The sequence below is a fragment of the Acinetobacter towneri DSM 14962 = CIP 107472 genome (assembly GCF_000368785.1).
GTDB classification, from domain to species: domain Bacteria; phylum Pseudomonadota; class Gammaproteobacteria; order Pseudomonadales; family Moraxellaceae; genus Acinetobacter; species Acinetobacter towneri.
The window spans coordinates 328879-353583 of record NZ_KB849690.1 but is presented as its reverse complement, the minus strand read 5'-3'; the positions used below and the strand labels follow the sequence as shown (position 1 = coordinate 353583).

The 24705-nt window shown below is 43.2% G+C and carries 29 protein-coding genes and 1 pseudogene; 8 read left to right on the top strand and 22 right to left on the bottom strand.

The features are described from left to right. Positions 1–16: 16 nt before the first annotated feature. From rpsH to F947_RS08895, 17 genes and pseudogenes are all read right to left on the bottom strand, one after another. Positions 17–412: a 30S ribosomal protein S8 gene (gene rpsH, locus F947_RS08975; protein WP_004974720.1), complete on the bottom strand. Its 396-nt coding sequence runs from the start codon at positions 410–412 to the stop codon at positions 17–19. Between the two features lie 12 nt (positions 413–424). Beyond that, positions 425–730 carry a 30S ribosomal protein S14 gene (gene rpsN, locus F947_RS08970; protein WP_004825185.1) on the bottom strand — a complete coding sequence of 102 codons (306 nt, stop codon included), beginning with the start codon at positions 728–730 and terminating at the stop codon, positions 425–427. Positions 731–739: 9 nt separating this feature from the next. Beyond that, positions 740–1276 (bottom strand): 50S ribosomal protein L5, encoded by a 537-nt coding sequence (gene rplE, locus F947_RS08965; RefSeq protein ID WP_004974719.1) that lies wholly within the window; start codon positions 1274–1276, stop codon positions 740–742. 16 nt (positions 1277–1292) lie between these two features. After that, on the bottom strand, positions 1293–1610 hold the full coding sequence (rplX, locus tag F947_RS08960; protein ID WP_004974717.1) for a 50S ribosomal protein L24: 318 nt from the start codon (positions 1608–1610) through the stop codon (positions 1293–1295). A 9-nt stretch (positions 1611–1619) separates the two neighbouring features. Further along, on the bottom strand, positions 1620–1988 hold the full coding sequence (gene rplN, locus F947_RS08955; RefSeq protein ID WP_001982634.1) for a 50S ribosomal protein L14: 369 nt from the start codon (positions 1986–1988) through the stop codon (positions 1620–1622). A gap of 91 nt (positions 1989–2079) precedes the next feature. Beyond that, positions 2080–2337, bottom strand: coding sequence for a 30S ribosomal protein S17 (gene rpsQ / locus F947_RS08950; protein ID WP_004974714.1), 258 nt, complete (start codon positions 2335–2337; stop codon positions 2080–2082). Continuing rightward, positions 2334–2531 (bottom strand): 50S ribosomal protein L29, encoded by a 198-nt coding sequence (gene rpmC, locus F947_RS08945; RefSeq protein WP_004650482.1) that lies wholly within the window; start codon positions 2529–2531, stop codon positions 2334–2336. The genes rpsQ and rpmC overlap by 4 nt, the downstream gene beginning before the upstream one ends. Beyond that, positions 2531–2944: a 50S ribosomal protein L16 gene (gene rplP / locus F947_RS08940; protein WP_004691317.1), complete on the bottom strand. Its 414-nt coding sequence runs from the start codon at positions 2942–2944 to the stop codon at positions 2531–2533. Before rplP ends, rpmC begins: the two co-directional genes overlap by 1 nt. Further along, a pseudogene (rpsC, locus tag F947_RS08935) lies at positions 2884–3700 on the bottom strand (30S ribosomal protein S3). The gene rplP and the pseudogene rpsC overlap by 61 nt, the downstream one beginning before the upstream one ends. Before the next feature lies 1 nt (position 3701). Then, positions 3702–4031, bottom strand: a complete 330-nt coding sequence (rplV, locus tag F947_RS08930; protein WP_001982638.1) for a 50S ribosomal protein L22 — start codon at positions 4029–4031, stop codon at positions 3702–3704. Positions 4032–4042: 11 nt separating this feature from the next. Next, entirely contained in the window at positions 4043–4318 is a 276-nt protein-coding gene (gene rpsS, locus F947_RS08925) for a 30S ribosomal protein S19 (protein ID WP_004673001.1), read from the bottom strand. Positions 4319–4337: 19 nt separating this feature from the next. After that, on the bottom strand, positions 4338–5162 hold the full coding sequence (rplB, locus tag F947_RS08920) for a 50S ribosomal protein L2 (RefSeq protein ID WP_004974706.1): 825 nt from the start codon (positions 5160–5162) through the stop codon (positions 4338–4340). 11 nt (positions 5163–5173) lie between these two features. Beyond that, positions 5174–5494 carry a 50S ribosomal protein L23 gene (gene rplW / locus F947_RS08915; RefSeq protein WP_004974703.1) on the bottom strand — a complete coding sequence of 107 codons (321 nt, stop codon included), beginning with the start codon at positions 5492–5494 and terminating at the stop codon, positions 5174–5176. Further along, the gene (gene rplD / locus F947_RS08910) at positions 5491–6093 is read right to left on the bottom strand and encodes a 50S ribosomal protein L4 (RefSeq protein ID WP_004974702.1); all 603 of its coding nucleotides are present in this window, start codon (positions 6091–6093) and stop codon (positions 5491–5493) included. The genes rplW and rplD overlap by 4 nt, the downstream gene beginning before the upstream one ends. 11 nt (positions 6094–6104) lie before the next feature. Beyond that, the gene (rplC, locus tag F947_RS08905; RefSeq protein WP_004974700.1) at positions 6105–6743 is read right to left on the bottom strand and encodes a 50S ribosomal protein L3; all 639 of its coding nucleotides are present in this window, start codon (positions 6741–6743) and stop codon (positions 6105–6107) included. Between the two features lie 59 nt (positions 6744–6802). Continuing rightward, the gene (rpsJ, locus tag F947_RS08900) at positions 6803–7114 is read right to left on the bottom strand and encodes a 30S ribosomal protein S10 (RefSeq protein ID WP_000070912.1); all 312 of its coding nucleotides are present in this window, start codon (positions 7112–7114) and stop codon (positions 6803–6805) included. 426 nt (positions 7115–7540) lie between these two features. Beyond that, positions 7541–8284 (bottom strand): type 1 glutamine amidotransferase, encoded by a 744-nt coding sequence (locus F947_RS08895; protein WP_004974698.1) that lies wholly within the window; start codon positions 8282–8284, stop codon positions 7541–7543. Between the two features lie 148 nt (positions 8285–8432). Between F947_RS08895 and F947_RS08890 the strand changes: the two genes are divergently transcribed. From F947_RS08890 to F947_RS08865, 6 genes are all read left to right on the top strand, one after another. Beyond that, positions 8433–9623: a PLP-dependent transferase gene (locus F947_RS08890; protein ID WP_004974695.1), complete on the top strand. Its 1191-nt coding sequence runs from the start codon at positions 8433–8435 to the stop codon at positions 9621–9623. A 51-nt stretch (positions 9624–9674) separates the two neighbouring features. After that, positions 9675–11258: a helicase HerA-like domain-containing protein gene (locus F947_RS08885; protein WP_004974693.1), complete on the top strand. Its 1584-nt coding sequence runs from the start codon at positions 9675–9677 to the stop codon at positions 11256–11258. A 239-nt stretch (positions 11259–11497) separates the two neighbouring features. Next, a complete protein-coding gene (gene hmpA / locus F947_RS08880; protein WP_004974691.1) occupies positions 11498–12709 on the top strand; it encodes an NO-inducible flavohemoprotein in 1212 nt (403 codons plus the stop codon). Between the two features lie 91 nt (positions 12710–12800). Beyond that, positions 12801–13244 (top strand): RrF2 family transcriptional regulator, encoded by a 444-nt coding sequence (locus tag F947_RS08875; protein ID WP_004974689.1) that lies wholly within the window; start codon positions 12801–12803, stop codon positions 13242–13244. A gap of 130 nt (positions 13245–13374) precedes the next feature. After that, complete coding sequence (gene yihA, locus F947_RS08870; protein WP_004974687.1) at positions 13375–14235, top strand: ribosome biogenesis GTP-binding protein YihA/YsxC; 861 nt, start codon at positions 13375–13377, stop codon at positions 14233–14235. A gap of 215 nt (positions 14236–14450) precedes the next feature. Further along, positions 14451–14864: a VOC family protein gene (locus tag F947_RS08865; protein ID WP_004974684.1), complete on the top strand. Its 414-nt coding sequence runs from the start codon at positions 14451–14453 to the stop codon at positions 14862–14864. A gap of 78 nt (positions 14865–14942) precedes the next feature. On the opposite strand, the gene F947_RS08860 is transcribed toward F947_RS08865, so the two are convergent. Both F947_RS08860 and F947_RS08855 read right to left on the bottom strand, forming a co-directional pair. Then, on the bottom strand, positions 14943–16184 hold the full coding sequence (locus tag F947_RS08860; protein WP_004974680.1) for a dicarboxylate/amino acid:cation symporter: 1242 nt from the start codon (positions 16182–16184) through the stop codon (positions 14943–14945). Between the two features lie 165 nt (positions 16185–16349). Beyond that, positions 16350–17222, bottom strand: coding sequence for an acyl-CoA thioesterase (locus tag F947_RS08855; RefSeq protein WP_004974677.1), 873 nt, complete (start codon positions 17220–17222; stop codon positions 16350–16352). A gap of 304 nt (positions 17223–17526) precedes the next feature. Between F947_RS08855 and plsB the strand changes: the two genes are divergently transcribed. Next, entirely contained in the window at positions 17527–20091 is a 2565-nt protein-coding gene (gene plsB, locus F947_RS08850) for a glycerol-3-phosphate 1-O-acyltransferase PlsB (RefSeq protein WP_004974675.1), read from the top strand. Between the two features lie 90 nt (positions 20092–20181). Here plsB and F947_RS08845 read toward each other — a convergent pair whose 3' ends face one another. The 3 genes from F947_RS08845 to F947_RS08830 all read right to left on the bottom strand — a co-directional run bounded on the left by F947_RS08845 (position 20182) and on the right by F947_RS08830 (position 22611). Beyond that, positions 20182–20517: a type II toxin-antitoxin system HicB family antitoxin gene (locus F947_RS08845; RefSeq protein ID WP_004974672.1), complete on the bottom strand. Its 336-nt coding sequence runs from the start codon at positions 20515–20517 to the stop codon at positions 20182–20184. Between the two features lie 128 nt (positions 20518–20645). Beyond that, positions 20646–21707, bottom strand: coding sequence for an RNA-guided endonuclease InsQ/TnpB family protein (locus F947_RS08835; protein ID WP_004974671.1), 1062 nt, complete (start codon positions 21705–21707; stop codon positions 20646–20648). Between the two features lie 124 nt (positions 21708–21831). Continuing rightward, positions 21832–22611: an NAD-dependent epimerase/dehydratase family protein gene (locus F947_RS08830; RefSeq protein ID WP_004974669.1), complete on the bottom strand. Its 780-nt coding sequence runs from the start codon at positions 22609–22611 to the stop codon at positions 21832–21834. Between the two features lie 36 nt (positions 22612–22647). On the opposite strand from F947_RS08830, the gene recG reads away from it, so the two are divergent. Then, on the top strand, positions 22648–24693 hold the full coding sequence (recG, locus tag F947_RS08825; RefSeq protein ID WP_004974667.1) for an ATP-dependent DNA helicase RecG: 2046 nt from the start codon (positions 22648–22650) through the stop codon (positions 24691–24693). Positions 24694–24705: the final 12 nt, after the last annotated feature.

Genomic DNA, 24705 nt, shown 5'->3' with positions numbered 1-24705 from the left:
GAGGAATCACCTATTATTAAGAAACAAAAGCAATAACTTCACCACCGATACCTGCAGCACGTGCAGCGCGATCAGTCATGATGCCTTTGCTTGTAGAAACGATTGCAATACCTAAACCTTGCTTAACGCTTGGAAGTGCATCTTTACCGCGATACTGACGTAGACCTGGACGGCTTACGCGTTTCACAGTTTCGATAACTGGTTTGCCTTCATAGTATTTTAAAGTAATCGTTAATGTAGGTTTGCCTTCGTTGTCAGCCACTTCTACATTTGCGATATAACCTTCTTGTTGAAGTACGTTTGCAATAGCAACCTTCAACTTAGAATTAGGCATAGAAACAGTTTGTTTCTTTGCCATTTGAGCGTTACGAACACGCGTTAGCATGTCGGCAACGGTATCTTGCATACTCATTTATAGTGCTCCTTACCAGCTTGCCTTAACAACGCCCGGTACATCACCTTGCATTACTGTGTCACGTAATTTGTTACGGCTTAAACCGAACTTACGGAAGTAACCATGAGGACGACCAGTTAAACCACAACGGTTACGAAGACGTACTGGAGACGCATTACGTGGTAATGCTTGTAATTTCATCATCGCTTCGAAACGCTCTTCGTCGCTTGCATTTACATTTGCAATCGTTGCTTTTAATTCAGCACGTTTTGCAGCGTATTTAGCAACAGTAGCTTCGCGTTTCAATTCGCGATTAATCATACCTTTCTTAGCCATATCGACCTCTTATTTGAACGGGAAGCCGAATGCACGCATAAGCGCACGGCCTTCGTCATCGGTGCGAGCAGTCGTAGTAATGGTGATGTCCATACCACGAATTTGATCAATCTTATCGAAATCGATTTCAGGGAACATGATTTGTTCCTTGAGACCCATAGAGTAGTTACCACGACCATCAAATGATTTCGAAGAGAAACCACGGAAGTCACGGATACGAGGGATCGCGATAGAGATCAAACGGTCTAAGAATTCGTACATACGTTCGCCGCGTAAAGTAACTTTACAACCAATCGGCCAACCATCACGGATTTTAAAACCAGCGATTGATTTACGAGCTAATGTTAAAACTGGTTTTTGACCAGCAATAGCTTGCATATCAGAAAGAGCGCCATCTAACAATTTCTTGTCAGCAGCTGCAGCACCAACACCCATGTTGATGGTAATTTTAGTGATGCGAGGGATCTCCATCACATTCTTAACGCCCAATTGTTCTTGTAATTGAGCCTTAAGTTCGTCGTTGTAACGTGTTTTAAGTCTGGCCATTGCCTATTTCAACCTATTACTTCGCCACCGCCACTGATTCACCATTCGATTTATAAACGCGAGTTTTCACGCCATCAATCGTTTGGTAACCAACACGGTCAGCCTTTTGGGTTGTAGCATTAAAAATTGCCACGTTTGAGATATGAAGCGAAGCTTCCTGCGTTACGATACCGCCTTCAGCGCCCGTAGCACGGTTTGGCTTCTGGTGCTTCTTAACCAAGTTAAGACCTTCGACCTTAACACGGTCATTAGAAACTGACAGAACAGTACCCTGTTTGCCTTTTTCTTTACCTGCGATCACAATTACTTGATCGCCTTTTTTAATCTTAGCCATGATTGCCTCTTATAGAACTTCAGGAGCCAATGAAATGATTTTCATGAACTGTTCAGTACGAAGTTCACGAGTCACTGGTCCGAAAATACGAGTTGCAATCGGTGCTTTGTTGTTATTCAAAATAACAGCAGCGTTATCATCAAAACGGATCACAGAACCGTCTGGACGACGAATACCGAACTTTGTACGTACAACAACAGCATTCATCACGTCACCTTTTTTAACACGTGCGCGTGGAATAGCTTCTTTTACAGTAACTTTAATAATGTCGCCAACAGAAGCATAACGACGATGTGAACCACCTAGTACTTTAATACATTGTACGCGGCGAGCACCACTGTTGTCAGCTACGTCAAGCATCGTTTCGGTTTGAATCATTGCCCTACTCCAAAACCGAGCATCACCGGTCACAATTTCGAAAGGCTCAAAGAGTACTCGAAATTGACCGATGATGCAACAAGAACGTTAATTACTCAGCAGCAGCTTCAACAACTTCAACTAAAGTCCATGACTTAGTTTTAGACATTGGGCGGCTTTCTTTGATGGTTACAACATCACCAATCTTGGCTGTATTGTTCTCATCATGAGCGTGTAATTTGGTTGAACGGCGAATCAATTTGCCATACAACGGGTGTTGAACTTGGCGTTCAATAAGGACAACAATAGATTTTTCCATTTTGTCGCTTACAACTTTGCCAGTTAACGTGCGGACTGTATTTTGACTCATTGCCCGTTCCCCTGTTTTTCGGTAAGGAGGGTCTTGATGCGTGCAATAGTTTTACGAGTAAGCGCAACTTCATGCGATTTACCCAATTGACCAGTTGCTTTCGCCATACGAAGACGGAATTGGTTAAGCTGTTGCTCATCAAGCAAAGCTGTCAACTCTTCTACCGACTTTTCACGTAGATCTTTAGTTTTCATTACATTACCGTCCGAGTCACGATAGTGGTTTTAAACGGAAGTTTAGCAGCAGCAAGCGTAAATGCTTCACGTGCCAATTCTTCGTTCACACCATCAATTTCGTACAAGACTTTACCTGGTTTGATTTGACAAACCCAATATTCCACAGAACCTTTACCTTTACCCATACGCACTTCAAGAGGCTTAGAAGTAATTGGTTTGTCTGGGAATACACGGATAAAGATCTTACCACCACGCTTAATACGACGGCTGATTGTACGACGTGCCGCTTCAATTTGACGCGCAGTCATTTGACCACGTTCAACTGATTTAAGAGCGATAGTACCGAAAGATACTGAGCTACCACGGTGCGCTAAGCCAGTGTTACGGCCTTTTTGCACCTTACGGAATTTAGTACGTTTAGGTTGCAACATGGATTATTCTCCTTTTTCAGCAGAACGATCATTGCGACGACCACGACGCTCTTGACCTTCACCACGACCGCGACCGCGTTTAGCTGGACGTTCTTCAGCAGGTGCTGGGTTCATGACTTGTTTCATGCCACCCAAGATTTCACCACGGAATACCCAAACTTTAACGCCAATCGTACCGTAAGTAGTTTCAGCACGCATAGTTGCATAGTCGATGTCCGCACGAAGTGTATGCAAAGGTACACGACCTTCACGATACCATTCAGTACGTGCAATCTCTGCACCACCTAAACGACCAGAAACTTCAACTTTGATACCTTTAGCACCAGCACGCATAGAGTTCTGTACCGCACGCTTCATAGCACGACGGAACATTACACGCTTTTCTAATTGAGAAGCGATTGCTTCAGCAACTAAACGTGCATCTAAGTCTGGACGGTCAATTTCGTTGATGCTTACTTGCGCAGGAACACCCATAATAGATGTTAATTCGCGTTGTAATTTCTCAATGTCTTCGCCTTTTTTACCGATTACGATACCAGGACGCGCAGTGCTAATTGTTACTTTAGCAGCACCCGTTGGACGTTCGATAAGAATATTGCTTACCATTGCGTTCTTAAGTTTTTTAGTTAAAAACTCACGAACTTGAAGGTCTTTAAGCAAGTATTCAGCGTATTGTTTCGGATTCGCATACCAGTTAGCGTTATGACGTTTCACAACACCTAGGCGGATACCGATTGGATGAACCTTCTGACCCATATCAAACCCCTACCTTAACGGTGATGTGACAAGTACGCTTAGTAATACGATCTGCACGGCCTTTAGCACGTGGCATAATACGTTTAAGGCTCATGCCTTCGTCAACGTAAATCGTAGATACTTTAAGGTCGTCTACATCTAAACTGTTATTGTGTTCAGCATTTGCAATTGCAGATTCCAATGCTTTCTTAACTAAAACAGCAGCTTTTTTGTTGCTGAAGTTTAAAATGTTAAGTGCATGCGCAACAGATTTGCCGCGGATAAGATCTGCAACCAAACGTGCTTTTTGTGCCGAGATAGCGGCACCGCGTAATTTAGCAGTTACTTCCATCATAGCACCTATTAACGTTTAGACTTCTTGTCAACACCGTGACCACGATAGGTACGAGTTGGCGCGAATTCACCGAGTTTATGACCAACCATGTGTTCAGAGATAATCACTGGAACATGGTTACGACCATTGTGAACAGAAATTGTTAAACCAACAAAATCTGGGAGGATCATCGAACGACGCGACCAAGTTTTGATCGGCTTACGGTTATTAGCCGCGATTGCCGCTTCAACCTTAGCGAACAAGTGCGCATCGACGAATGGGCCTTTTTTCAGAGAACGAGGCATTGTCAGATTCCTTTACTTGTTACTTAACGCGACGGTCGCGAATAATCATCTTAGTCGTACGCTTGTTGGTACGTGTCTTGTACCCTTTAGCTTTTTGACCCCATGGGCTTACAGGTTGGATACCTTTAGTACGCCCTTCACCACCACCGTGCGGGTGATCAACCGGGTTCATTGCCATACCACGAACGGTAGGACGAACACCACGCCAGCGCGAAGCACCTGCTTTACCAAGTGAACGAAGGTTGCTTTCTGAGTTAGATACTTCACCTAACACAGCGCGACACTCAACGTGCACTTTACGCATTTCGCCTGAACGTAGACGAACGATAGCGTATGAACCGTCACGACCCAACAATTGAACCGAAGTACCAGCAGAACGCGCTAATTGAGCACCTTTACCGATTTTAAGTTCGATGTTGTGAAGAGTAGCACCGATTGGCATATTACGAAGTGGTAAGCAGTTACCTGGACGAATTGGAGCATCGTTACCAGATTGAACTTGATCACCAGCACGTAAACCTTTAGGCGCAATAATATAACGACGTTCACCGTCAGCATACTTCAACAATGCGATGTGTGCAGTACGGTTTGGATCGTATTCAATACGCTCTACAACAGCAGGAATGCCATCTTTGTTACGTTTGAAGTCTACGATACGGTAGTGTTGCTTATGACCACCACCAACGTGACGTGTAGTAATGTGACCGTTGTTATTACGACCACCAGTACGTTTTTTAGCTTCTACCAACGGCGCATAAGGCGCACCTTTGTGAAGATGGTCGTGAACGACTTTCTCTACAAAGCGACGTCCTGGAGACGTTGGCTTACATTTTTGAATCGGCATAAATTTCGTCCTTATTCCGCTGCGCTTTCAGCGGTATCGCCCAAGTCAGCCATTTCAACATCTTGGCCAGCTTTCAGGGTGACGTATGCTTTTTTAACATCAGAACGGCGTCCTAATGTACGACCAAAGCGCTTAGTCTTACCTTTAGTGATAGTCGTGTTAACTTTAACAACTTCCACACCAAATAATTGCTCAACTGCTTTTTTGATTTCAAGTTTGTTTGCATTTAATGCAACTTTGAATACTTGAACACCAGCAGTTTCGCCTAAAACTTGTGCTTTTTCTGAAAATACAGGTCCTTGTAGGACTTGATATAAACGTTCGTTGTTCATCCGAGTTCTACCTCAATTTTCTTAGCAGCAGCAACAGACATTACAACTTTGTCGAACGCGATCAAGCTAACAGGATCGATTGCAGTAGCATCAACCACATCAACGTGTGGAAGGTTACGCGCTGCAAGATATAGATTCTCATCTACAGCTTCAGTTACGATCAATGCGCGAGTTGCATTCAAGTCGTTAAGTTTTGCAAGCAACTCTTTAGTTTTAGGAGCTTCAACAGCAAACTCTTCAACCAATACAAGACGATCTTGGCGAACAAGTTCAGCTAAGATACATTGCATTGCACCGCGGTACATTTTGCGGTTAACTTTTTGAGACCAATCTTGTGGACGAGCAGCAAAAGTTTTACCACCACCAACCCAGATTGGGCTACGAATAGAACCAGCACGAGCGCGGCCAGTACCTTTTTGACGGAATGGTTTTTTACCACCGCCAGCAACGTCTGCACGTGATTTCTGAGCTTTAGAGCCTTGACGACCACCAGCTAAGTAAGCTGTAACAACTTGGTGTACAAGTGCTTCATTGAATTCACGACCGAACGCAACTTCAGATAACTCAACAGCAGAGCCGGAAACAGTATTTAAATTCACGTTATTTCCCCTCAAGCCTTGATCGTAGGACGTACAGTTACGTCACCACCAGTCGCACCAGGAATCGCACCTTTAACAACAAGAACTGAACGCTCTGTGTCGATAGATACAATTTCAAGACCCTGTACAGTTACGCGTTCAGCACCTAAATGGCCAGCCATTTTTTTGCCTTTGAATACGCGACCAGGAGTCTGGTTTTGACCTGTAGAACCTAGAACACGGTGAGAAACAGAGTTACCGTGAGTAGCGTCTTGAGTACGGAAGTTCCAACGCTTAACACCACCCTGGAAACCCTTACCTTTAGACTGACCAGTTACGTCAACGATCTGACCTACTGTGAACAAATCTACACCGATAGCTCCGCCAACTTCACGACCTTCAAGGTCAGCTTCTGTAGCACGGAATTCTTGAACTAAACGACCAGCAGCAACACCCGCTTTAGCGAAGTGACCTTTCTGAGCGTTAGTTACGCGAGATTCGCGACGTTCACCAGTAGTAACCTGAATTGCTTGATAACCATCTGTTTCAAGCGTTTTGATTTGAGTGATGCGGTTAGGATCAACCTCAATCACTGTAACAGGTACAGAAACACCAGCATCTGTAAAGATACGGGTCATACCGCACTTGCGACCGACTAAACCAATAGCCATGTGCATAAACCTCTAAAAAAGCGGCCTAATTAACTTAGAGTGTTAATTAACCGAAAGCCTTAACCCAATGCAATCTGAACATCAACACCAGCTGCTAGATCTAATTTCATCAACGCATCAACAGTTTTATCTGTAGGTTGAACGATATCGATCAAACGCTTGTAAGTACGGATTTCATACTGGTCGCGCGCATCTTTGTTTACGTGTGGTGATGTTAAAACGTTGAAGCGTTCGATGCGAGTTGGCATCGGGATTGGACCACAAACTTGTGCGCCAGTACGCTTAGCGGTTTCTACGATTTCTTGAGCAGATTGATCGATCAGACGATGATCAAAAGACTTCAAACGGATACGAATTCTCTGGTTAGACATACCAGTTAACTCCAAGCCAAATATATAAAGAATCACCCTTGACGCATCTCACCCCACTAATTTAAGGCAAGTGTCAAAGGCAGTGAATTATCACTAAGGTCATGATCGATGCCACGACTGTCACGATGTTAACTACTTTCTTCGCAGTTAACCCCCTTGCATAAAGGGTCGCCCATTATAACGATTGTTTAATGCATAAGCAAATCTCTTTTTGGCTTTATTGCTTTATTTTTCACGCTCTGCCGATTTCTCTTTTTAAAATATACGATTAGCACTTTATATATGAGTTAGGCAGCATTCCTATCCATTTATTGAGTGTAAATTTAGACAATCTGCATTTTGACCATTCCAACCATCCCTGACAGCAGAAATCGTCATCGCCCTGACCTAACTTTCTTTTCTGTGTTTGCACCACAATCCATGACTTTATTCTCGAAGTTTGCTTTGTGCTAAAACATAATCTATTGCACGATTCATTAATTGGTTGCCTGCCTGAAATTGTGCTGCAGACATCTGTTTTAATTCATGCGCGGGTTGTACATACATGCCTGAAAATGCAGGTTTCATTTCAGCATTGTCCAAAAACAACTGCAAAGCCCGTGGGGTAATTTCTGGATGGAACTGAAATCCTAGTACGTTTTTCCCAATTTGATACAGTTGATTGGTGCAAGCGGCATTACTGGCAAGTCTTACCGCGCCCTTAGGTAATTCAAAAGTTTCGCCATGCCACTGCATCACTGAGATTTGATCAGGCATTTGGAAACAGCTTTCTGGTATATTTTCGACTTTATAGACAGGATGCCAACCGCGCTCCTGTTCAGGATTAGGACTCACTGCTGCACCCAACGCATTGGCAATCATCTGCCCACCTAAACACAAACCGATTGCAGGTTTACCCATCGCCAAATAACGCCTAATCCAGCGTTTTTCTGTTTTTAACCATGGATAATGTACTTCATCATTTACACTCATGGCACCGCCCATCACAATTAACAGGTCAATCTCTTCAACTTTGGGCAGAGCTTCAATTTCAATATTTTGCTCAGGCGGTAAAGCAAAAAATTCGGTTGCAGTGATATGCGCCCCCATCTGCTTTAAATAGTCATAGCAACTTCCAAAACCTTCACCTGCACTATGCTGAAAATAATGCACGCTTAGTGGTGCTTTCATCTGGATCATCCTTTGTATTTTCTATACTTCAGCTTCTGCAAAAATAGCGCCAAGTTCAAGGCATGTCTTGTAGTGCAGCTTTTTATAGCCTAAAGCCAGTATTTCTCTTAAGCTAAACTCAATATTTGCTTATTTTCTGAGTGAACCTGTGAAGAAAAATGCTCAAACTGCTTTAATTCATGCACCAAGACGTGCCCCACAATATATTCAAACGGTACAGCCTCCCCTATTTCGTGCATCGACCATTATCTTTGAAAACACAGATGCACTGTTTAATCGACACTGGACTGATGCTTATGATTATAGCTATGGCACACATGGCACACCGACTACATTCACACTCGCTGATCAGATTGCGCAATTAGAAGGTGGTGAATACTGCTTACTCGCACCAAGCGGACTATCAGCAATTAATTTGGTGAATTCCTGCTTTTTAAGTCAAGGCGATGAAGTTTGGGTGGCTGACAATATTTACGGCCCAAACATGGAGCATTTACGCAATTTAGAGCAGCGTTACGGCATCACCGTTCAAGTCTACAATCCAATTGATGTCGATAGCTTTCAACCTTCTGCCCAAGCCAAACTGATTTGGCTAGAAGCGGCAGGTTCGGTCACACTAGAGTTTCCAAACCTAACTGCATTAGTCAAAAAAGCCAAATCACATCACATGCTCACAGCCTTAGATAATACTTGGGGTGCAGGACTTGCGTTTAATGCTTTCGATTTTGGTGATGAACATTTAAGTGTCGATATAAGCGTCCATGCCCTGACCAAATACCCAAGTGGTGGTGGTGACATTTTAATGGGGTCTGTCGTGACCCGTGATCAACACTTACATCATCAACTGTTTCGTATGCATGCCATTCAAGGTATTTGCGTATCGGGGGATGATGTCGCGCAAGTACAACGCAGTTTGGCTTCGATGCAACTACGTTATGAGCACCAAGCAAAAAGCACAATTGAATTACTCAACTGGCTGAAACTACAACCACAATTTGCTCAGGTGTTGCACCCTGCCGATGCCACATCTGCGGGGCATGCGTATTGGAAAGAAATTTGCCGCGATGGACACAGCGCAGGTTTGGTCAGTGTGATTTTTAAGCCTGAATATGATTTAGCCGCTGTACGCCAATTCTGTGATGCACTATCTTTATTTAAACTCGGCTTTAGCTGGGGCGGCCCCGTAAGTTTAGTGATGCTTTACGATCTCAAGTCCATGCGTACCCTAGAGCACTCTCACTTGGCTGAAGGATTATTGGTGCGTTTTTGTATTGGGCTAGAACATCCTGCAGATTTAATTCAAGATATTCAAAATGCCTTACAACGCTTCAGCGACTAATGCAGCACAGATCATCATTTTAACAATAGCTATATAAATCAGGATAAAAATATGAGTACAGCAATCGTTATTGGTAAAAAAACTGCCGACGTTCAACAAGACGTGGTTTTACATTCACAGTTTGCCAACCGCCACGGTTTAATTGCAGGTGCAACAGGTACAGGTAAAACCGTCACCTTAAAAGTCTTGGCAGAAAGCTTTTCACGAATTGGTGTACCCGTATTTTTAGCCGATGCCAAAGGCGATGTTTCCAGTCTAGCCAAAGCAGGCAGCAGCAGCCCAAAGTTTGATGCACGTATTAAGAGCTTAGGTATCGAAAGCATTCCGTTTGCAGCATCTCCTGTGGTGTTTTGGGATTTATTTGCCGAACAAGGTCATCCGATTCGTACCACCATTTCTGAAATTGGCCCGTTATTATTGGCGCAAATGCTGAACTTGAATGACACGCAAGAAGGTGTTTTATCTGCAGTATTTCGTATTGCCGATGATCAGGGCTTATTACTGATTGATTTTAAAGATTTAAAAGCCATGCTGACCTATGTTAGCGAACATGCCAGTGAATTCAAGGCAGAGTATGGCAACCTCTCTCCTGCCAGTTTAGGCGCGATTCAGCGCAACTTACTGGCTTTGGCAGATCAGGGTGGTGATCAGTTTTTTGGTGAACCGAGTTTAGATATTCTGGATTTTATTCAGACCGATAGTCAGGGACGTGGCAATATTAACGTGCTCGCAGCCGACAAACTCATGAACACCCCTAAACTTTACGCCACTTTTTTATTGTGGATGTTGTCAGAACTGTTTGAGCAATTGCCTGAAGTGGGCGATATGGACAAGCCAAAACTGGTGTTCTTTTTTGATGAAGCACACTTGTTATTTGACAATGCCAGCAAAGCCCTGCAAGAAAAAATCGAGCAAGTAGTACGCCTGATTCGCTCTAAAGGTGTCGGGATTTATTTTGTGACCCAGAACCCGCTAGACCTCCCTGAAAGCGTGTTGGGGCAGTTGGGTAACCGTGTACAACATGCTTTACGTGCTTTCACACCTAAAGATCAAAAAGCAGTGAAAACCGCTGCAGATACTTTCCGTGCCAACCCTGAATTTAAAGTTGAACAAGCCATTACCGAACTGGCGGTTGGCGAAGCCCTGATTAGCTGCTTGGATGAACAAGGCACACCGCAAGTCGTAGAGCGTGCTTGGATTATGCCGCCTTACTCTGCTTTTAGCCCAATTAGCACTGAAGAACGTACAGCCTGCATCAATCAAAGCGTGATTGCAGGCGTGTATGAAAAGCAGCTCGACCGTGAAAGTGCCTACGAGATGTTGCAACAAAAAGTTGAACAACGACAGCAACAAGCTGCAGCGGAAGAGCAAGCCAAAATTGAAGCAAAAGAAGCCGAGGCACGTGCCAAACAAGAAGCCAAAGAAACAGAAGCCTTGGCAAAACAGCAGGCACGTGAACAGGAACGCTTGGCCCGTGAACAGCAAAAAGAAGCAGAGCGCGCTGCCAAACAGCGTGAAAAACTGACTCAGGATATTGTGGGAACCTTTGCCAAAAGTGCAGCACGTAGCTTAGGCGGTTCTACTGGGCAGAAAATTGTACGAGGTTTGTTAGGGTCATTATTTGGTAAGAAATAGCATGTTATAAACGATGAGGTTTGTATAGATTTCATTCATGGATGCACCATCCAAAACCTAAATGAACACTTACAAACCTCTCGCTGTCACATCTACAAACCCCATAAAAACTTTAAAAATAATGGGATATTTTTATAATCCATATTTTTTTTAAGGTTTCACAAAAAAATGTTTGCAATCCTTATTTATAAGATGTATTTTGAATACATCTTATAAATAACAGCCATGAGAGATCGAACATGACTCCACAGCAAATTGACCTTGTAAAAGCAACTGTTCCTGTACTCCGTGAAAATGGTGTCGCACTGACTGGTTATTTCTATAACCGCATGTTGGGGAATAATCCTGATCTAAAAGAAACCTTTAACATGGGTCACCAACGTAGTGGTGCGCAGGCTCAAGCGCTTGCAGGTGCTGTATTGGCTTATGCTGAAAACATTGAAGATCCTTCTGTGCTTGCGCCTGTGATTGAATTGATTGCCCACAAACACGTGAGCTTAAACATTCAAGCACCTGACTATAATATTGTGGGCGAAAACCTACTTCACTCTATTAGCGAAGTATTAAATATTTCAATGGAAGATCCTCTAATTGATGCATGGGCAGCTGCTTATGGTCAGTTAGCAGAAGTGTTTATTAATGCTGAACGTGCAATCTACGAACAACACGAACAAACTAAAGGCAGCTGGTTAGGCTGGCGTAATTTCAAAATTGCCAAGAAAGTTGTAGAAAGTGACGAAATCACTTCAATCTACTTCGAGCCAGTAGATGGTGGCGATTTACCAAAATACGAAGCAGGTCAATATATTTCAGTACGCGTATTTGTACCTGAACTTGGCTTGAAGCAACCACGTCAATACACGCTATCGACTAGCCCACAACAAGATTACTTACGTATTTCTGTAAAACGTGAGCCAGGCAATGGTGCAGATAAAGTTGCAGGTTGGGTATCGAACGTATTGCACCAATTACCAGAAGGTTCTGAAGTTGAAGTATCTGCACCAACAGGTAACTTCTTCCTCATCGACAGCAACAAACGCAATGTCTTCATTAGTGGCGGCGTTGGCTTAACACCAATGATTGCAATGTTGAATCAATTGGTGACTTTAGATGTGCCACAACCTGTGACATTTATTCACGCATGTCGTAGCAAACAAGTACATGCCATGAAACAGCATCTCCAAGACTTAACTGCAAAATGTCCACGTATTCATACGTTGACTGCGTATGAGTTCCCGAACGAAGGTGATGTACTGGGTCAAGATTACGATGTTGCAGGTCGTTTAGACCTCAGCACTGTAGATGCAGCGCTGTTACCAGCCGATGCAGATTACTACTTATGTGGTCCAATGCCATTCATGGCAGAACAGCGTAAAGCTTTACTTGCGCGTGGCATCAAAGATGAGCAAATCCATAGCGAAGCGTTTGGTACAGGTGGTGTTCGCCACTAATCTAAAGCGTTAAAAGCTAATAGGTAAGGCTAGTCTAGTTATGCTAGACTAGCCTTAATTTATTTGTATTTAAAAAAACATCTGTGCGATCATGCAATTAAATAAATTCACCGACTATGCGCTGCGTATTTTAATGTATATCTCGCGTCCTCGAGATGTACCCTATACCATTGCGGAAATTGCACAGGATTTGCATGTTTCCCAGAACCATCTGGTAAAAATCGTTCACTTTATGGGTAAGCAAGGATGGCTCATTACCACTCGTGGTAAAGGTGGCGGGATTCGCTTGCATCCTGAAGCATTGCCTTTGCGTTTAGGTCATGTGGTGAGAATCCTGCAAGGTGAAAATCAAATTGTAGAGTGTAATACCCCGCCCTGCGTGCTGCGTGCGCAATGTGGACTAAAAGGCATTCTCAATCAGGCAATGGAACAGTTTTATCAAAGCTTAGATCAATACAGCTTGGGTGAAGTGCTACAGCCTGTACCCAATTTACAGTTCAGTACACAATCTCCAATCCCGCTGATTCATCTTTAAAGTAACTTAAACGGTCAAAGCAATATCATCCTAGATGTTGCTTTTTTCGGGCATTCAGGGCGCAAAGGTCGCTTGCCTGTATGACTTGCTTTATAATGCCTGTTTGTAGACCATGAATTGAAGTTAAGTTATGCACCATAGCAGAGGAAAATCGAAAAACAGTAAGGCAGCAGCACAGCCACGGCAGAAAATTAGCTACGAGAAAAAAGTAGACCCTGCCATTACTGAATACTCTGTTCGCGCCTTAAACTGGCTGCGTAAAGCCGAGTTTTTAATGAGTGCGCCTAAACTGAATTTATGTGTAGAAGATACTGGCTACGAAGTGGCTTTTGCAGGACGCTCCAACGCAGGTAAGTCCAGTGCAATTAATGCTTTAACCAATCAAAAACAATTGGCACGTGCTTCTAAAAAACCGGGTCGTACTCAAATGATCAACTTCTTTAGTTTGGGCAACCCCGAACAGCGTTTGGTCGATTTACCCGGTTATGGTTATGCAGCCGTACCTGAAGCCATGAAAATTGTGTGGCAAAAAGAACTCGAAAATTATTTGATTCATCGTAAAAGTTTACAAGGCTTGGTGTTACTGATGGATATTCGCCATCCCTTACAGCACTTTGATGTGATGATGCTGGAGTGGGCATATTCACGTAAATTGTTCGTGCATGTATTGCTCACCAAATCGGACAAACTCAACCGCGGCCCTGCCAATAAAGTATTGCTTGAAGTCAAACAGCAGTTGAAAAAGATGAAACTAGATTTCTCGATTCAATTATTTTCATCACTCAACAAACAAGGTTTGGAAGAGCTTGCGAGTGTGATGGGCGGACGTTTGAACTTTACCTTAGAACAAGCGCATCAATTTGATTTAGACAGCATTCCAGAAGCGACTGGCGATGATGTTGATGTTGATGTTGATGTTGATGTTGATGTTGATCAGCCTGAATTTTTAGAAACTGACGATTTAACCGCATCTGATACCGAAACCAAATAGTCCGTTAAATTACTGACTATTGGTCTATAACATAAAGTCCTATTCGCTCAATCTCGAATAGGACTTTTTATTTGTATGTCCACTTTCAGTTTTACGCCGTAATCACAATCTCCCTCACCACCAAAGTTGCACTTTACAACGCAGCCAGAAATGCCCTACTGTCAAGATCATAACAATTAGACATTAAACAATTACATGCGATAAGGAGATCAAACATGCAAGCACACATTTCAGTGATTACCTTAGCGGTAGAAGATTTACAACGTGCACTCGACTTTTACCGCGACGGCTTAGGACTTGTAACTGAAGGCATTATTGGACAGGAATTTGAACCAGGTGCGGTGGTCTTTTTTGAACTGCAAGCAGGCTTAAAACTGACTTTATGGTCTAAACAAAGTTTACAACAAGATACAGGCTTAACAGGTACAGCCAGCAGTGCTGCACAAATCACTTTAGGACATAATGTACATAGCCCACTCGAGGTCGATCAGGTATTGAAACAAGCAAAAAATGCAGGTGCGAAAATTTTAAAACCTGCACAGAGCACCTTTTACGGCGGTTATGCAGGTTATTTTCAGGACTTAGATGGTCATATTTGGGAAGTGGCCTACAGCCCATGTTGGGATTAATCTGCTTTGGCTCATGTCTTTACATAGCACAATAAAACAGGATGATGCTGAAAACTTGATTCGATTTTAAACCCATTATCAGGAATGCAGTGCAGGGTCATCACGAGTATGCCGATCGACCACCACACTAATCATCATATCGCCCTGCACATTGACCACAGTACGCACAGTATCCAACAAACGGTCGATCGGCAATAAAATCGCAATCGCTTCTGCAGGCAAGCCCACCGATTGTAATACCATAATCATCGTCACCATACCTGCGCTTGGAATACCAGGCGCGCCCAAAGAAGCGATCATGGCTGTGGCACAGACAATTAATTGCTGTCCTAAACTTAAATCCAGCCCCATTAAATTGGCAACAAACAAAGCCGCTGCAGCTTCATACAATGCCGTTCCATCCATATTCAGTTGTGTACCTAACGGGATCACAAAGCCTGCAGTTTGCGGACGCACACCTAAATTTTCCTGCGCACATTTCATCGAAAGTGGCATAGTGGCAGAACTGGAACTGGTGGCAAAAGCCGTAATTAAGGCAGCACGTGTGCCTTTAAAAAAGGTGATCGGATCCATTTTGCCAAATATCCACAACAGCAAAGGCAAGACCACCACACCATGAAAAATCGTGGTGCCCGTGACCACTGCAGCAAACTCTGCCAAACGACTCAGGACTGAAATATCTTCGGTTGCAACCAACTTAGCCAATAAAGCAAAAATCCCCAAAGGTGCCAGTTTCATTACCCAGCCAATCATCAACATCATAATTTCAAAAAATTGCTGACTGAGTTTACGTACCGTTTTAAAGTGCTCCCCGCCTTTGACCAGCGCCACACCCACCAATAAGGCAAATATCACCACTGCCAAAACATTACCCTCGGCAAAAGCTTTAAACGGATTGATTAAGGTGTTTTGAATGAAATTGGTAAAAAACGAAGACGGCGTAAGCGTGTCTGGGCTTTGATGCTGCGCCATAGCATCTTGAAACATCACAATATCTACGCCTTTACCCACTGCAAATAAATGCGCACACGCCAAACCTAAAATTAAAGCCAAAGTCGTGGTGGTGACACAACACGCCAACGTAATTTTCCAGACTCGACTCAATTGCCCTACAGCCTGTAAGTTCGACACACCGACCACAATTGAGCTAAAAATTAGTGGGATCAGCAGCATTTTCAGTAAACCAATAAAAATACTGCTCATTAAACCAATGCCATACAAACTGGCGCTAAAAAATGTGCTGTCTGGAAATAGATTCAGAATAAAACCAAACACCACACCCAAAATTGCGGCAATTAGAATTTGTGTATTGAGGCTCATACGCAATTGAGTTTTTTAATGTGATGTGTGGACTATGCCATGTGGCTGAAATTGAATCGAGTATTATTTTTCTAGCGCACTTTGATTAGGTTCAGATCGTGCTTCAGGATGTAAAAAAGCCGACATGAATGTCGGCTGATGAATGTAGATTTTAAAGGCTATATTTTATTGCGTTTCGATTTCACGTAAACGAATCAAGCCTTCCTGACTGGTGCTACACACCAATTCACCATTTTGCCACATGCGCCCAAAGTTCAAACCACGCGAACTAGTGCTAATGGTGGCTTCCATGTCGTACAGCATCCAGTCATCCACACGGAACGGTTTATGGAAATACATGGCATGGTCAATACTGGCACACTGCAAACTTGGTGATAAATAGCTCAAACCATGCGGACGCAGTGCTGTGGTCATTAACGTGAAGTCTGAATAAAATGCCGCAATTGCCTGATGCAAAGACACTTCATCCACCTCTGGTGAAATGCTGTCATGGGTACGAATGTAGTGTGCATAAGCAGGTGCTTCAGGCTGCGGTAAAAATGGATTGCTCGGATTAATCGGGCGAATCTCCACCAAGCGATCACGCATAAAACTGGCACGCACATTTTCAGGTACAAACTCGACAATATGCTGTTTGAGTTCCGCTTCGTTTTTTAAAGCTTCTGCTGCAGGATAGTTTGGCTCTGAAATTTGATAATTCAGACCGTCTTCCAACGGCGCAAAGGACACCATCGCAGTAAAAATGGTACGCCCATGCTGAATGGCACGTACTTGACGGCTAGAAAAACTTTTACCATCACGCAAACGGTCAACTTCATAAATAATAGGTGCGTTGACATCGCCACCAAACAAGAAATAGGCATGCAATGAGTGCGCAGGACGATCAGTGGTATAAGATGCAGCACGTAAAGCCTGTCCCAAAACCTGTCCACCAAAAACACGTTTACCCACCAAGTTACGACTGATACCTCGGTAGATATTTTCTTCTAACTTTTCTAAACAAAGAAGTTCAACCAGCTCTTGTGTGAGTGCGTTCATAACTAACCTATGTATGGCGGAAATTGGGGATGCGGGATCGAAGTCGATGAAAAAATAAATCGTCAAAATAAACTGACTATTTTAAGCCTGCTATTTTGCCATAGATTCTGCATCTTTTACCCATCAAAGACTGACCGCTGTGTCACAACTTAGCCGATCAATTTTGCTAAAAATACGATTTTTAACGATAAAATCTAACAATATTCATGCAAATTATCTAAAAATGCAGCGCGATTATTAGATACAATGACGCAAAATAAATTCCCTACTGGCTAGGGACTTAGGTGATGAAGTAGGAGTGAGTATGTCCAAGCGTGGTTTTGGTCAAATGTATCGTCAGCTTTCTGGTAAGCTGCTTGACCTTGTGGTGACACCGCATGTTTTGGGTGAAGTCCCTGTCAAGGATGCGCAAAGTGTAGACTCAAATGCCACTCGCACCAAGATAACTTGCTACGTATTGCAAAATCACTCACGCAGCAATGCCTTGGTGGTCGATGGCGAAACACGTCGCTTAAAACTCACGCCTGCGCTTGATCCATTGGTGATGGGTTCACATAAAGAAAAAGCCTCGATTCTGTTTTTACAGCATCACGATGAGAACAACCTACTCAATCCACCACCTTATGCTTTTCCGCCACGCTTGTTACGTTTAATTGAACAATTAGAACAACACCCAGAACTTGATATTGAATTGGTACCTGTGACCGTGTTGTGGGGACGTTCTCCAGACAAAGAGGATTCGTGGTTTAAACTACTGTTTACCGATACGTGGGCAACGCCTGGCACAGTCAAGCAGTTAATGAATATTGGGGTGCATGGTCGTCAGTCTTATTTGGAATTTCACGAGCCACAATCATTACGCGCTTTAATTGAACATGCCAAAACTGAGCATCCGAACCTGTCGCCTGCGACCTTTATTGTTAACACTCTAAATAATTACTTAGATGGACAACGTGAAGTCGTACTTGGCCCAGACTTGTCTGACCGCCGCAATGTCATGCTCAGTCTGATTAAATCTCCCGATGTGCAAGATGCCATTCGTCGTGAAAGTTTACGCAGTAAAATTAGCGTGATTGAAGCCGAGCGTCGTGCGATTGGTTATTTAAATGAAATCGTGTCGGACTACTCTCATGCAGCGGTACGCTTTGCCGATATGGCACTGACCCGCTTATGGACACAATTGTACGATGGCGTGGAAGTGCATAATTTTAGTACCGTGCGCGAACTGGCCAAAGACTATGAAATTATCTATACCCCATGTCACCGCAGTCATATCGACTATTTATTGCTGTCTTATGTGATTTACAAACGCGGCATGATGGTGCCGTACATTGCTGCGGGCGATAACCTGAATATGCCATTTGTAGGTCAATTGCTTCGTGGTGGCGGTGCGTTTTTTATCCGTCGTACTTTCCGTGGCAACGGCTTATACACAACCGTCTTTAAAGAATATTTATTCAGTATTTTGTCGCGTAACACGCCGCTTGAATACTTTATTGAAGGTGGACGTTCACGTACAGGCCGCTTGTTGCCACCAAAAACAGGCATGCTCGCCATGACCATTCACAGTCATTTGCGTGGTCGTGCTAAACCGATTGCTTTTGTGCCAACTTATATTGGTTATGAACGCCTGATGGAAGGTTCAACCTATGTCGGTGAAATGCAAGGCAAGCCAAAAGAATCTGAATCGCTAATGGGCATTTTAAAAACCATGCGCAAGATTGAACGGATTTTTGGCAAGGTGCATGTCAATTTTGGCGAACCTGTGTTTTTAGATGATGTTCTAAAACAACACGATGCCGAACACATCAGCATTGAAAAAAATGATGATCCTATTCCACCACAAGTGTCAGATGCAGTGAATACTTCAGCACATGCGATTTTGGAAAACATTAACCGTGCTGCGGTAATTAACCCGGTATCTTTGTTATCGCTGATTTTACTGGCAACACCAAAACATACCTTGGATGAAGAAATTTGTGTGAAGCAGTTAGACACTTACCGTAATCTGCTCACTGCCCTGCCTTATGATGAGCGCACTCAAGTCACACCATTATCAGGTAAAGAAATTATTGCCTACGGCTTAAAACTCAAACTGATTAAACGAGTGCAGCACGTTTTGGGCGATATTATCGCGATTGAAGACCATCAGGCGGTGTTACTCACCTACTTCCGCAACAATATTTTGCATGCCTTTGTCTTACCATCTTTAATTGCAGCATTGGTGAAACATAATGGTTCGATTCGTCGTGGTGATTTAATCAACGTCATTCGTACTTTATATCCGTTCCTGAAAGCTGAGTTGTTCTTGAAATGGCAAGATCAGGAACTCAAAGAACGGATTTGTGCCTATGTAGAAGCGTTAATTCAGGCCAAATTGATTTCTGAAGATGCGGAAGGCAACTTAATTTCACCTGCACCAAATAGTGAAGACCATAACCAGTTGGTAGTATTGGCTGCACCTGTAATGCAGAGTTTAGAGCGTTATTACATGACACTGGCGCTGATTACACAACGCGGCTCAGGCAATATTTCGGCACGTCAGGTCGAAGAACTCAGCCATTTGGTCGGTCAGCGTTTGTCGGTGCTGTATGAATTCAACTCACCTGAATTCTTTGACAAAGCCTTGTTCCAAAGCTTTATTAAAGTCTTAACTCAGCAAGGTTATATCAGCACCAACAGTGACAATGCGATTGTGTTTGATGATAACTTTAAAAACGTCGCACAATACGCCAATTTGGTGTTGGATGATGTGACTTTACAGATGCTGCAACACATCACCACCTTTAGCGATGAAGAATTGCGTGAGGCGTTAGAGGCTCTTGCTGCACAACAGGCGAAGAAACGCTTAAAACGTAAGAAGAAGTAATTTTCACACAAAAAAACATAGCGATCTGTATAGCAATAGGTCGCTATGCTTTAAATTGAATATAGAATAAAGTTTATAGCATTGATAAAATCATACACCTAAGCGCATTAATTTCTCTTGAATTGCATCACTCACAAATGCATTCAAAGAACTCTCCTCCGAAGCTAAAACAGCTTTGCGATGTAATTCAGGACTGATACGAACATTAAATGTTCCCTTGAATGGCTGATCAGGTTTCTTCCCTAATTCTGCACAAGAATCTAAATATCCATCTACCGATTCCTGAAAAGCTTGCTCAAGTGTTTTTAAGGTTTCAGCCTCATAAGTAATAAGATCTCGAATGAACGCCAATTTTCCAAACAACTCACCTGTTTCAAGGTCTGGTTCAATCGTCCCGAGATAACCTTTGTATTTAAAATAACTCATAAAAAACCCTCCTGCTTGAGTGCTTGCTTTACAGCTTTCAATGCCCCACCTTTGATTTCATTTTCAGGGTGAGGTCGATGCAGTAAAATCATGTGCTCGGTTTTGAGGTTTTGATATCCTCCCCCCCCTTAAAAGAGGGTGATTCCTACAGCTAGACGCTTATGCCCAAGCGCAAGAATGTTTAGAGCTGAGTTTATATCTCGATCATGAACTGTACCACAGCTCATGCACTCCCATTCTCTTATTCCAAGATCTGTACTACCTTTGGGACTACTTGAGGTGATCTCACCGCAGCACAAACAGATTTGGGTGGTATAGGCTTCTTGGACTTCTTCAAACAATACGCCTGCGTTCTCGCATTTATACTTGAGCATTGTTTTTAGTGCCGAAAATCCTGTATCCAAAACAGATTTTGCCATTTGGGTTTTTACTAATTTTTTAGCACTCAAGTCACCTACAATAATCAATGCATTTTCATTCACAAGCTTGGTGCTTGCTTTATGCAAATGATCTTTTCGACTATTTGCAATCTTGGCGTGTAATGCACGAACACGCTTCTTATTCCTGGCTCTCTGAGCAATACCTAATGTCTGCTCATATTTTCGATAGAATTTTGGATTTGAAATTACAGTGCCATCAGAACAGGTGGCAATATCTTTTAAGCCTAGATCAATACCAATCGATTTGGTTGCTGTCGATTTATCTTGCTTAGGCGATTCAACAACAAGACATACATACCAACGCCCACGGCTATCCTCTACAAATGAACCTGTTTTTAACGTGTATTTGCTTAAACCGTAGCTATCCCAAAGCTTAAATTGGTGTTTTCCATACTGGACATATCCAGTGGCATATTTGATAGCCACCTTTTTAAAGGGAACCCATCCCAAAGAGCGCCTTGCTGATTTTTTATTGCTGATACGCCATTTCAGCTTTGCCTTTTTAAATTGCTTTCTTCGGGTGACTAATTCTTCAGTTACAGCCTGAATGGTTTGACTATGTAAATTACATTCTTTGGATGTGCCTTTCGTATATTTGGCAATATCAAAAGCAGAGAGAAATTCACCTTTCCGCTTCAAATGCCTAAACCCTAAATCATTGACATAATTCCAGACGAAGTTCACTTCTGATGCTAGTTGGTCTAACACCTTGCAATGTTTGTCTTTTATACGTAATTTAAGGGTTTTCATGTACTTATATTAACAATCAAAACTCAAGGAAAATAGTCCTTAGTTAAATCAAACGACACTTCATGTCGTGTCGCTTATATCTCTGACCTGAAGGACTGAGTTTTACGCTCCATTTGATAAATGATTACACATTGAATAATTCAACCCCACTCGCCACCATCCTCTGAGCAAAAATCCTTTTCCCTGTTTCACGCTCACCTTCCAACACCAACTCAGGTAAATTCAATTCACGCTGAATCTTTAAAATCATTTCATGCAAAGGCTGAGCTTGGTTATTGCTGCAAATATATGATGGTTCTGGATGTTCCACGTGAAGTAAATGTGCCAAAAAACCTGCCAAATCATCAATATGAATCCGATTTGACCAATGTATATTCGGGTAACTTTGTGTGCTTTCCGCAAGTTTGAGCATGCGTGCAGTCGAAGTGCCATAAATACCCGAAGGACGTACGATCACACATTGTTCAGGATAAGCCTGTTGCCACAAGTGTTCCATCTGCAACAACAACTGCCCTTGTACATCATTCGGCTTAGGCACAGTATCATCATCAATACATTCACCTGCGTTTTCGCCATAAACCCGTGTAGATGACACCACAATAATTCGCTTTACAGGATGATCTTTTAATGCAGCGACAATCGGCTGCACAGAATCTACATAAGTCTGTTGATACGCTTCTACAGAACTCAAAACCGTATTCCGAGATGGTGCAAGTAATACATAAACGGCATCAACAGGTTGAGTCTGTGATAAATCGAGCTGTTGAATATCTTGAAGCAGATGCGTCATATCAGGATCTGTTTTCGGACTGCGGCTAATTGTGGTAATTTGATGACCGAGCGTAAATAGTTGTTTTGCAACACGCTGCGATGTTTTACCATAACCAATAAATAGAATATGCATTCAGCACCTAATCATAGCATTTGAAGTTGAGGGGACATGGCTGCAGTCCATCAGTTGCAAGGGGTAGGCTCTGCCTCTGCTGCATTACTTGAAAAACTAAATATTTTCACCACAGATGACTTGCTGTTTCATCTACCGCGTGACTATGAAGATCGTAGCACGATCATTCCCATGAACCAATTAAACGTGGGGCGCAGCTATTTACTCGAAGGTGTGGTTAAAGGGGTCGATTTTCCACCGGGTAAACGCAAGTCGATGGCGGTCAATTTAGAAGATGAATTTGGAAAAATCACCTTACGTTTTTATCATATTTATAAAGGTATTACAGATCGTGCCAAACTCGGCAATCGTTTAAGAGTATTTGGCGAAGTACGGGTTGGGGCGCGTGGTCTGGAAATGTATCACCCCGAATTACAACTGATTACTGAACATACCCCACTGCCTAAAACCCAACTGACTGCCATTTACCCAAGCACCGATGGGCTGACCCAAGCCAAATTACGTGAATACGTCAAACAGGCCTTGACACAGCATAGTGATGATTTGCCTGAACTCCTGCCTGAAAAAATGACCAATGGCTATGCACTCAAACAGGCGTTGGATTATATTCATCATCCACCTTTAAATGCCAATATGCTGCAATTGGCACAAGGCTCTCACCCTGCACAGCAACGCCTGATTTTTGAAGAATTGGTGGCGCATCAAGTCAGTTTACTGACCCGACGGGCTTATATTCAGCAAATTGCCTCACCTGCCTTTTCCCCAAGTCAAAAACTAGCGCCTGCGTTACTCGGTAACATGCCATTTCAAATGACAGGCGCACAGCAACGGGTTTCGCAAGAAATCATGCAGGATTTGCAGCGTAATAAACCCATGCTGCGCTTGGTACAAGGTGATGTAGGTGCAGGTAAAACCTTGGTCGCTGCAGTCGCAGCCTGTCATGCCCTAGAAGAAGGCTGGCAAGTCGCGCTGATGGCACCCACTGAAATTTTGGCAGAACAACATTATCTGAACTTTCAAAAATGGTTTGAGCCGTTGGGCTTAACAGTGGCGTGGTTGTCTGGCAAGCAAAAAGGCAAAGCACGGGCAGCGGCTGAACTGAGCATTCAAGACGGTAGCGCCAATTTGGTGGTTGGGACACATGCGTTATTTCAGGACAATGTGCAATTTGCCAAATTGGGTTTGGTGATTATTGACGAACAACACCGTTTTGGGGTCGATCAACGTCTGGCTTTGCGCAATAAAGGTGCCAATCATACTACACCGCATCAATTGGTGATGACTGCAACGCCTATTCCGCGAACTTTAGCCATGTCCGCCTATGGCGATTTGGACACTTCGGTGATTGATGAACTACCGCCAGGGCGTACGCCTATTCAAACGGTGACTATTCCGCTAGATCGGCGTGAAGAAGTCTTACAACGTATTGCCAGCAATTGTGCCGAAGGCAAACAAGCCTATTGGGTCTGTACCTTGGTGGAACAGTCGGAAACCTTAGATGCGCAAGCTGCCGAGGTGACTTTTGCTGAAATTAAAGAACGCTTTCCTGAACTGAATATTGGGCTGGTACACGGCAAAATGAAAGCCGATGAAAAACAAGCCGTCATGCAGCAATTTAAAGACAATCAATTACAGTTGCTGATTGCCACCACAGTAATTGAGGTCGGGGTCGATGTACCCAATGCTTCAATTATGGTGATCGAAAATGCCGAGCGTTTAGGACTTTCACAGCTACATCAGCTACGTGGACGAGTCGGACGGGGTGCCAAAGCCAGTTTTTGTGCCTTGTTGTATAAAAATCCACTTTCGCAAAATGGACAAGAACGCTTGCGGATTATGCGCGAAACCAACGATGGTTTTGTGATTGCAGAAAAAGATTTAGAACTGCGTGGCCCTGGGGAACTTTTAGGAACCAAACAAACGGGAGATATGGGCTTTCGGGTGGCTAAATTAGAACGGGATGATCATTTGCTGGCACAGGCGCATCATGTGGCACAGCAAATTTTAAACGATTATCCTACACATGCCGAAGCTTTGCTAAAACGCTGGCTGCCTGAGGCACCACGTTATGCCTATGTTTAAACGGATTGCAGT

Excerpts from the sequence above, each read along its gene's own strand:
- rpsS (WP_004673001.1), bottom strand. The coding sequence starts at position 4,318 with ATGCCTCGTTCTCTGAAAAAAGGCCCATTCGTCGATGCGCACTTGTTC.
- F947_RS08865 (WP_004974684.1), top strand. The coding sequence starts at position 14,451 with ATGCAAGCACACATTTCAGTGATTACCTTAGCGGTAGAAGATTTACAA.
- rplP (WP_004691317.1), bottom strand. The coding sequence starts at position 2,944 with ATGTTGCAACCTAAACGTACTAAATTCCGTAAGGTGCAAAAAGGCCGT.
- rplN (WP_001982634.1), bottom strand. The coding sequence starts at position 1,988 with ATGATTCAAACCGAAACGATGCTTGACGTAGCTGACAACAGTGGTGCT.
- rplV (WP_001982638.1), bottom strand. The coding sequence starts at position 4,031 with ATGGAAGTAACTGCTAAATTACGCGGTGCCGCTATCTCGGCACAAAAA.
- F947_RS08830 (WP_004974669.1), bottom strand. The coding sequence starts at position 22,611 with ATGCATATTCTATTTATTGGTTATGGTAAAACATCGCAGCGTGTTGCA.
- F947_RS08835 (WP_004974671.1), bottom strand. The coding sequence starts at position 21,707 with ATGAAAACCCTTAAATTACGTATAAAAGACAAACATTGCAAGGTGTTA.
- rplW (WP_004974703.1), bottom strand. The coding sequence starts at position 5,494 with ATGAACAACGAACGTTTATATCAAGTCCTACAAGGACCTGTATTTTCA.
- F947_RS08875 (WP_004974689.1), top strand. The coding sequence starts at position 12,801 with ATGCAATTAAATAAATTCACCGACTATGCGCTGCGTATTTTAATGTAT.
- hmpA (WP_004974691.1), top strand. The coding sequence starts at position 11,498 with ATGACTCCACAGCAAATTGACCTTGTAAAAGCAACTGTTCCTGTACTC.
- F947_RS08845 (WP_004974672.1), bottom strand. The coding sequence starts at position 20,517 with ATGAGTTATTTTAAATACAAAGGTTATCTCGGGACGATTGAACCAGAC.
- rplB (WP_004974706.1), bottom strand. The coding sequence starts at position 5,162 with ATGCCGATTCAAAAATGTAAGCCAACGTCTCCAGGACGTCGCTTTGTA.
- F947_RS08895 (WP_004974698.1), bottom strand. The coding sequence starts at position 8,284 with ATGAAAGCACCACTAAGCGTGCATTATTTTCAGCATAGTGCAGGTGAA.
- rpsN (WP_004825185.1), bottom strand. The coding sequence starts at position 730 with ATGGCTAAGAAAGGTATGATTAATCGCGAATTGAAACGCGAAGCTACT.
- rpmC (WP_004650482.1), bottom strand. The coding sequence starts at position 2,531 with ATGAAAACTAAAGATCTACGTGAAAAGTCGGTAGAAGAGTTGACAGCT.
- rpsQ (WP_004974714.1), bottom strand. The coding sequence starts at position 2,337 with ATGAGTCAAAATACAGTCCGCACGTTAACTGGCAAAGTTGTAAGCGAC.
- F947_RS08855 (WP_004974677.1), bottom strand. The coding sequence starts at position 17,222 with ATGAACGCACTCACACAAGAGCTGGTTGAACTTCTTTGTTTAGAAAAG.
- rplE (WP_004974719.1), bottom strand. The coding sequence starts at position 1,276 with ATGGCCAGACTTAAAACACGTTACAACGACGAACTTAAGGCTCAATTA.
- recG (WP_004974667.1), top strand. The coding sequence starts at position 22,648 with ATGGCTGCAGTCCATCAGTTGCAAGGGGTAGGCTCTGCCTCTGCTGCA.
- rpsJ (WP_000070912.1), bottom strand. The coding sequence starts at position 7,114 with ATGTCTAACCAGAGAATTCGTATCCGTTTGAAGTCTTTTGATCATCGT.
- plsB (WP_004974675.1), top strand. The coding sequence starts at position 17,527 with ATGTCCAAGCGTGGTTTTGGTCAAATGTATCGTCAGCTTTCTGGTAAG.
- F947_RS08860 (WP_004974680.1), bottom strand. The coding sequence starts at position 16,184 with ATGAGCCTCAATACACAAATTCTAATTGCCGCAATTTTGGGTGTGGTG.
- rplC (WP_004974700.1), bottom strand. The coding sequence starts at position 6,743 with ATGGCTATTGGTTTAGTCGGTCGCAAGTGCGGTATGACCCGTATCTTT.
- yihA (WP_004974687.1), top strand. The coding sequence starts at position 13,375 with ATGCACCATAGCAGAGGAAAATCGAAAAACAGTAAGGCAGCAGCACAG.
- F947_RS08885 (WP_004974693.1), top strand. The coding sequence starts at position 9,675 with ATGAGTACAGCAATCGTTATTGGTAAAAAAACTGCCGACGTTCAACAA.
- rpsH (WP_004974720.1), bottom strand. The coding sequence starts at position 412 with ATGAGTATGCAAGATACCGTTGCCGACATGCTAACGCGTGTTCGTAAC.
- rplX (WP_004974717.1), bottom strand. The coding sequence starts at position 1,610 with ATGGCTAAGATTAAAAAAGGCGATCAAGTAATTGTGATCGCAGGTAAA.